The sequence below is a fragment of the Butyrivibrio sp. NC3005 genome (assembly GCF_000424545.1).
In the GTDB taxonomy this organism is placed as follows: Bacteria; Bacillota; Clostridia; order Lachnospirales; family Lachnospiraceae; genus Butyrivibrio.
Genome location: NZ_AUKC01000075.1, coordinates 1 through 7,056, shown reverse-complemented (window position 1 = coordinate 7,056; position 7,056 = coordinate 1). Strand labels below are relative to the sequence as shown.

Annotated in this window: 8 protein-coding genes; 1 reads left to right on the top strand and 7 read right to left on the bottom strand. The window is 34.6% G+C overall.

Features of this window, described 5'->3' with window-relative positions:
- Positions 1–316: MerR family transcriptional regulator (locus tag G634_RS0114540; protein ID WP_026504745.1), on the bottom strand; the 316-nt coding region annotated here is incomplete at its 3' end.
- Positions 317–449: 133 nt separating this feature from the next.
- On the bottom strand, positions 450–638 hold the full coding sequence (locus tag G634_RS0114535) for a hypothetical protein (protein WP_026505877.1): 189 nt from the start codon (positions 636–638) through the stop codon (positions 450–452).
- A gap of 122 nt (positions 639–760) precedes the next feature.
- Here G634_RS0114535 and G634_RS0114530 point away from each other — a divergent pair, with 122 nt between their 5' ends.
- Positions 761–1,633, top strand: coding sequence for a LysR family transcriptional regulator (locus tag G634_RS0114530; protein WP_026505876.1), 873 nt, complete (start codon positions 761–763; stop codon positions 1,631–1,633).
- Between the two features lie 451 nt (positions 1,634–2,084).
- Here the strand turns inward: G634_RS0114530 and G634_RS0114525 are convergent, their stop codons facing one another.
- From G634_RS0114525 to G634_RS20530, 5 genes are all read right to left on the bottom strand, one after another.
- On the bottom strand, positions 2,085–2,594 hold the full coding sequence (locus G634_RS0114525) for a hypothetical protein (RefSeq protein WP_026505875.1): 510 nt from the start codon (positions 2,592–2,594) through the stop codon (positions 2,085–2,087).
- The gene (locus G634_RS0114520) at positions 2,587–3,915 is read right to left on the bottom strand and encodes an AAA family ATPase (RefSeq protein ID WP_026505874.1); all 1,329 of its coding nucleotides are present in this window, start codon (positions 3,913–3,915) and stop codon (positions 2,587–2,589) included. The genes G634_RS0114525 and G634_RS0114520 overlap by 8 nt, the downstream gene beginning before the upstream one ends.
- A gap of 544 nt (positions 3,916–4,459) precedes the next feature.
- Positions 4,460–5,143 carry a hypothetical protein gene (locus G634_RS20535; protein ID WP_051234075.1) on the bottom strand — a complete coding sequence of 228 codons (684 nt, stop codon included), beginning with the start codon at positions 5,141–5,143 and terminating at the stop codon, positions 4,460–4,462.
- Complete coding sequence (locus G634_RS0114510) at positions 5,121–6,287, bottom strand: ATP-binding protein (RefSeq protein WP_026505873.1); 1,167 nt, start codon at positions 6,285–6,287, stop codon at positions 5,121–5,123. The genes G634_RS20535 and G634_RS0114510 overlap by 23 nt, the downstream gene beginning before the upstream one ends.
- Positions 6,288–6,614: 327 nt before the next feature.
- Positions 6,615–6,947: a helix-turn-helix domain-containing protein gene (locus G634_RS20530; protein ID WP_051234073.1), complete on the bottom strand. Its 333-nt coding sequence runs from the start codon at positions 6,945–6,947 to the stop codon at positions 6,615–6,617.
- Between the last annotated feature and the right edge of the window lie 109 nt (positions 6,948–7,056).

Genomic DNA, 7,056 nt, shown 5'->3' with positions numbered 1-7,056 from the left:
AGTTTATACCGGAACCAATATCACTTATTATTTCAAATGGTTGTCCCTTTGCTATAAGATACGTTCTCACATTTTCAATTTGCCGCTCTAAGTCATCTTTTTGTTTTTGACTCGATACTCGGCAATATCCAATTGTGATACGATTTTTAGGCTTTACATTCATTACTTGGTTAAGTTGTTCATCAGAATAATATCTATAACCACTTGTTGTAGTATGATGTGGATGAAGTTTTCCGTTAGCATCCCAATTTCGTAATGTCTGCGCAGATACACCTATAATCTTTGAAAATTCATGTATAGAATAATATTTACTCAAAGTGCTAGCTCCTTTCAATATTATTATACATCAGTAAACTGTAAAACTCAACATCTATTTATATAGTTTTATAAGTATTATTCAACAGTTATTAACCTCTGTTTTCATCATTTCTCTTTTTGAATCTGTCTTATCAAAAAATCATGTTATCTACTTTTTTCTGGCTCTCATGAAGCTCATCCATAAGGTGACAACGGCATTTCCTAAGATCTCGTAAAAGCGTATCGGTATCACCTTCTTTATACATTTTCTTCATGAAGCATATTTGTTTATCGTCACAGCCCATATCTGAAAGGTTTTCAAGAATCTTTACTGTATCCATCTTATTTCTCCTTCTAGTTTTCATATTAAAACCTTGACCGGATTTTCGCTAATGAATAAAATAAATATCATGATATTCGTTTTTAGAATAACGCTTAAATAGTTAGCTTTATGGAGGATTTCATGGAAATAAAAAATCTCAGATATTTCCTTGCAGTTGCCAGGGAAGAAAACATGTCAAAGGCTGCTGAGCAGCTCCATGTATCGCAACCCACTCTTTCAAAGACATTAAAAGCGTTAGAGGAAGAACTTGGGAAGAAACTGTTTATCAGGCACAGTTTCAGTATTTCACTCACTGATGAAGGGATGCTCCTGCGTGACCGCGCACAGGATCTTGTGACTATGTCAGATAAGATTGAACAGGAATTTAACTCCCTGGATGATATAACAGGTGGGGATATATATTTTGGACTTGCAGAAAGCTATCAGATCAGATACCTTGCCAGAGAGATTTATAGATTAAAGGAAAAATACCCAAACTTCACTTATCATATAACCAGCGGAGATACTGAACAGGTTACTGAAAAGCTTGATAAGGGCATTTTAGACTTTGCTGTACTATGTGAAACACCTGACAGCAATAAATATGAATATGTTAAGTTTCCGGAAGCCGATGTATGGGGAGCAATCATATCTTCATCTCATCCCCTTGCAAAGAAAAAATCCATCCATGTCTCTGACCTGATAGGACAGCCTCTGTTTGTCTCTGAGCAAAGCTGGAACAATGAAATCAAAACATGGGCTAAAGAAAGATTTCCTGAGCTAAAACTTGAAGGATCCTTCAGACTATCTTATAACGGCTCTGTATTTGCAAGGGAAAACCTTGGAATACTTCTTACATTTAAGGATCTGATAAATACTGAAGGAACTGATATGGTATTCAGACCACTTTCACCTGAACTGAAGTCAGAACTATATCTCATATGGAATAAGTATCAGACCTTTACTCCTATTGCTGAAAAGTTTCTGGAGCAGATAAAAAGGGCTTTCAAGTAAGATGTGCAAAGCCCTGTAACGCAAAAAAGGGACCACCTTCTCGAAATGTTTTTCAAGAAAGTGGTCCCTTAGATTTTATTCCTTCACGGTCTTCATGGCCGGGGCCTAATCAATATCTCTTTGATCCAAGGACATCGTGCTCTCAATAGCACATCTCGGAAATGTCATTTATTACTCTCCTATTCTATCAATTTTATATATCTTTGTCTCTATCTTTTTCAAGAAAACCCAGTATTTATGCGAGTTTAAGGTGTACTCCATAACAACACATTCTGTTATCGCTGGCGAGTCTCGTTCGAAAATCACAGAACATCTCATTTGATAGTAACAACGGGCAGCAAGTAATGTGCCGACCACTCATCATCAAAATATAATCTTGCCCTGCAAGCTTTCAAAGGCCTTCTGCTTCTTTTCCTTCTCTACCTCTGATAGACAAAGTTTTGATTTAGCACTATTTTCTTGTCCAATACTTATCAAGTACATTTAGTATATTACTACAATGTTTTTTTCTGCTATTAGAGCGCAGATTTGACTCAATCAAAGATTCGATGAGTTTCTTTCTTGTAAATTCATCTGCCCTTTTCACTTTCTCATCATCGCTAACTTGTTTTCCCAGAAATACATCTTCAACATCATTTGTAAAAAAAACAAATTCATACTTATTCAATATACAATAATTTACGATGTCATCATATAGCTTTTTTGTTTCAGGATTAACATCATAATCATCAACATCAATAAAATATATTACCGCTGTATCACCTGGATACTTTTTTACACATGTGTTTATTTCCTTAACTTTATCCTTAGCGTTGTATTTTGTCTTTGATTCTAAGAAAATTGGGCGATAAATTATTTTTTTGTCATCCTTGTAGAATCTCTTAATCGCTGCATCAATATATTTATAGTCAGTTCTTGAGCGTTTATTTGTTTCTACACATAGCAAAACCTGTCTACTCATTCGAATCCCCCAAGATTCCTAAGAAATCAGACGCATCTACATTGAAAGGAGAGTCCTCTATAAATCCATTTTTATACGCATTTTCAGGACTTAAATTTCCACTATTCGTCCAAACATGAACCGTATTAATACTCGAAATAAAATTGATAGAGTTTTTATTTCCCTTCAATACTGACATTGGAGAAAGGTTGTGTGATGTAAAGCACAACTGTCCCTTACCATAATATACAAAATATTCTATCAATTTATCTAAATAAACATCATTAATATTAGAGTCCAGTTCATCAATAAATACAATAGATCCTGTACTAGCAGCATCCAAGAAATTGAACAAATCCATCAATTTTTTTATACCGCGACTCTCAAACTCTTTGTCAAGTGTATAATCCTCATATACCATTTTCAAATTACATCTATAGCACTTATCATAATCTTTCTTTTCAATCTCAATTCCCTTTAGCTCAGGTTTGAATATCTTAATAAAATCACATAATCTATCTATTTTTTTCTCATACCGATTATAAAATTTTTTAAGTATCATATGCTCATTACAATTTGCACTTAGTACTTTGCTACTAATCTGATGAATCAAGTCTATACCATGGCTCTTAAGAGTCTCCTCATCCATCTCACGAATTCTTTCCCTAATAGCATAGTTTATATGATTGTCCGCCTCATCTAAGGAAACATATAATGACAATGCAAATATAGATAAAAGCATTTGTTGAACAAATGCATCCGCTTTCCTATACTCTTTAATAATATCACCAAGATCAATTATGCTTGAGGAAAATGTCTGTTTATCTAGCAAATTCATTGTTTTCTCTTTAAAGTATGCATAAGCACTTTTATCTGCATACTTAATCAAAGAGCCTTCATTTGTTACAAAGACGGGTGAAAAAGCATTTTTCGAATATCTTCCATTTTTGCTCTCTAATTTCTCTGCAGTTAAATAAAATCTCTCATCGTTCTTAACTGCAAAATCAGCCCTATAGCACATAATCAACTTTTCATCATCAAAATTAACATAGAACTCACACTCGACAAACCCTTTTTTTGTTTTTTTATTTACCATCTCAACAAGCGAGCGTTGAGTATCACTATCTGCTAAATAGCTCTTATCCATGAGTAGATTCTGAAGTAATTTTACAGAAGTAATGACTGCAGTTTTTCCAGATCCATTTTCTCCATATATAGCCTTAATCCTATATTTCTCTGGGTCAAAATCATTACTTATGGTTTTCTTATAGAAGTTAAATTCAACTGGAGCCTCAATGTTTTTTATTCCACATATTTTCAAACGTAAAATATAAAAAAACATGTCTATTTTCCACCTCCTTTTTTATATAATATCACATTATTAGGTGATATTAAATACTTTTTGTATTTTTCTTTACCACTTGTGTTCAAAAGGCTTGTGTCCAAAAAACCACATAAAGTGAAATTCTAAATTCCACTTTTTTACAAAGGATGTGCGGACAAAATCTTGGACCAACTAACGTATTAAAAGGTCAGTATGGTCTGTCTTCTTCCTTTTTCCCATTGATCTGCTTCCTTTCTTTTTATGCAGAAGATCTTCCGAGAAAAAAGAGTTACTTCTTAGAATTGTTTTCTAAAAAGTAACTCTCATAACTTAAAGTTATATATTCGAAAAATTGATTATCTGACTTTCAAACCTCGCACGATTGCGCATCACTGCTAACTATTTCGCACGAAAAATTTGTCATTTGTTTGTCAAAAGCGATGTTTCTTGTCTCAAAGCCGCATAAATACTAGGCCTATTATTTAGCACTCTTGAGTGTTGGAATTACTCCTCTCATCTCATTATCTTTCTTCGAGACGGTTTATCATGCGATTTTTGCTATCTATACGTCTCGTTGTGTTGACAATACATCGATATTGTCTATTATTCTGGCTTTATCATATATTAAAAAGAAAATGTTTTTATTTTCATAGTGAACAATGTCAGATGCTACTTCCTCTGAAAGCTTTTTAGCGGAAAGGCTATCTCTTGTACATTTTAACTCTATCGCAATGTCAAACTCATCAATACATATGTCTTTTCTAACAGCACACGCTCCTGCATCCTGATACTCTTCTATTCTGGCAAGCGGAAACACTGCTCTTAGCAGAGCATATACTATATGTTGCAGATCATATTCATTACCAATATCAAAACACTTTTGCATACTCAAAATACTGTCAGTACATTTAGTATGTGGCTGTCGCTTAAACATATCCTGCAGATAAAGCTGCACATTTCCTAATACTCTCTCAACGATGCAACATGCTTCTTTCTCGCTGACGTGATTAAATTGGGGTTCACTCTTAAGTATGCTGATAGCTCTTCTTTTGGATTCCTGTAATAGTTCCTTCTGCCCAATTACAGAAAATCTATTATTTGATATCGGTATAAGCTGCTCTAAGCCATCTGCGATTTCTTTGGAGCCCTCTGATTTCAATTCATCTATGATATCTAAAATTGCTCTTTCTAACGCTTTAGTGTCTTCTATAGCCTGAATAAACTCAATACTCTGTTCCCTGTTCATTGCGCCCCCAACGTAAATAGAATAAGAATAATGCTTCTATAACATACAGTACGTTATCTCTCCACTCAAGAACCTCAAAAGTTCTGTTTTTATCGTTTAGGACTTCCTGTATGTTGCCCAGATATTCTTTTAATGATTTAGGTGTAACCTTATCATCTCCAACAATTGTTTTATTGATTCTCGTCAACAGGTCATCGAATCCAATCTCCTCTATAGGCGGATCCTGAGCAATAGCTTCAAGTATAAGCGAATATAAATCCAACTCTCCCTTGCTTGTACAATATTTTTTTCGTTCTCTACCACGTTTTGTCTTTCCTTTACTGATAACAGCAGTGACATTTTTAAAGTCCAGGTTCAGAGTTGAAAACTTATAAGCTTTTTTTATAATCTCTTCGCTAACATCAACTGCATTACCAGAATCTGCCTTTATAAGCACACACAGATTCAGGCATAACAATTGCATCAATTGAGGTGATGCAAGGCTCTCGCCGACTAAGCTTTCAATATACTTATCATCAACATGTATTCCAAGCTGCTCAAATCCTTTTCTTGGAATCTGTCTCAGTTCATCCTTAGACCAGGGCTTAATATCGATTATACTTATACGTCCCTGCAGATCAGGATTGGTTCTGATTGCATCGTCACATCTGTGAGGAAGCGAAGATATTATTACCTTTAGTCCTTTCCTGATAGCATCTTTCAGCTGTTGCGATAAAAATCGCTGTATTTCTTCGCTTGCGTAATGAAAATCATCAATAAGCAGCACAAGTTCATGCTCCTGATAATAAGCTATAACATTTTCTCGTGTTACAATGTACTCCTCAGATATAGAATTATCAGTATTTCCTGTAGTAACCATTCCCGATAAAGGCATCCCTGCCTTTGCACCGATTGTCTTCCATACATTTTCTTTATTCAAAAAGTCTGAACCCAATACTTCTACAAGGTTGTCGATTCCCACAACTCTTTCACACAGTACCGTTTTTCCTATTTTGGATGGACCAGTAATAAGTGTTATATACCCAAACATATTTAACGCCTGCTCAAGTCTCTCCTCATAAGTAAAACCTAGCGCAGCTTCTCTGGAAATATAAGTAGTCACAGGTAATGCCCCTGGCTTAAAAATTTCAGCTGATTTGTTCATGAAAGTGATACCTCCTGTTAATGGTATTATATCACTTTTTAAAGGCTTTTAATGACTTTATTGTATATTTAATGGATTTTAATGTATTTTAATGGTTTTTAAAGGTTTTTAAAGGTTTTAATGCATTTTTATATGTTTTTAATGTAAGATAATGGTGAGATACGATTATGTGAGAAAATATTGAAAAAATAATTCAAAATAAAGGAATTAAGTGAAGAATCAGTTTTTGTGTACCTCTAAAGTGCTCTCAACCATAACAAGCATCTTTCCTGCCAATTTGCCATTCTCTTTAGTTGTCATTATATTTGTAGTATAAAATAAAATCAGTCAGATCTTTGCTACTTCCCTCATCTGCACCAGCATGATTTGCCTGGTTTTCTCATCCATAGCTCCAAACAATTTAAGGATCTCAACAGAATCTGCATCCAGCTCAGGAGTCTTGATAACTCCGCAGATAAGATATTCAACAGTCGTCCCCAGAATATCTGCGAACTCAGCAATCATGCTTTGCTTCATATCTCCGTGGTCATTCTCATAATAAGAGATCATGATCTTGGTTGTGAGCATTGCTTCGGAAAACCCTTCCTGTGTCATATTCTTCCTGATTCTTGCAGCCTTAAGTCTCTGTCCCAGTGTCTCCTCTTTAAGTGTTTTATTCATTTTCTTTCTCCGTTTCCGGAATCGGTAGTGTCAAATCTGACACTCCTTTTTGTTATTAAATCCTTTATTCTCGGGAGATTTAAATAAAAAGAGCATTGACCTCCCTTTT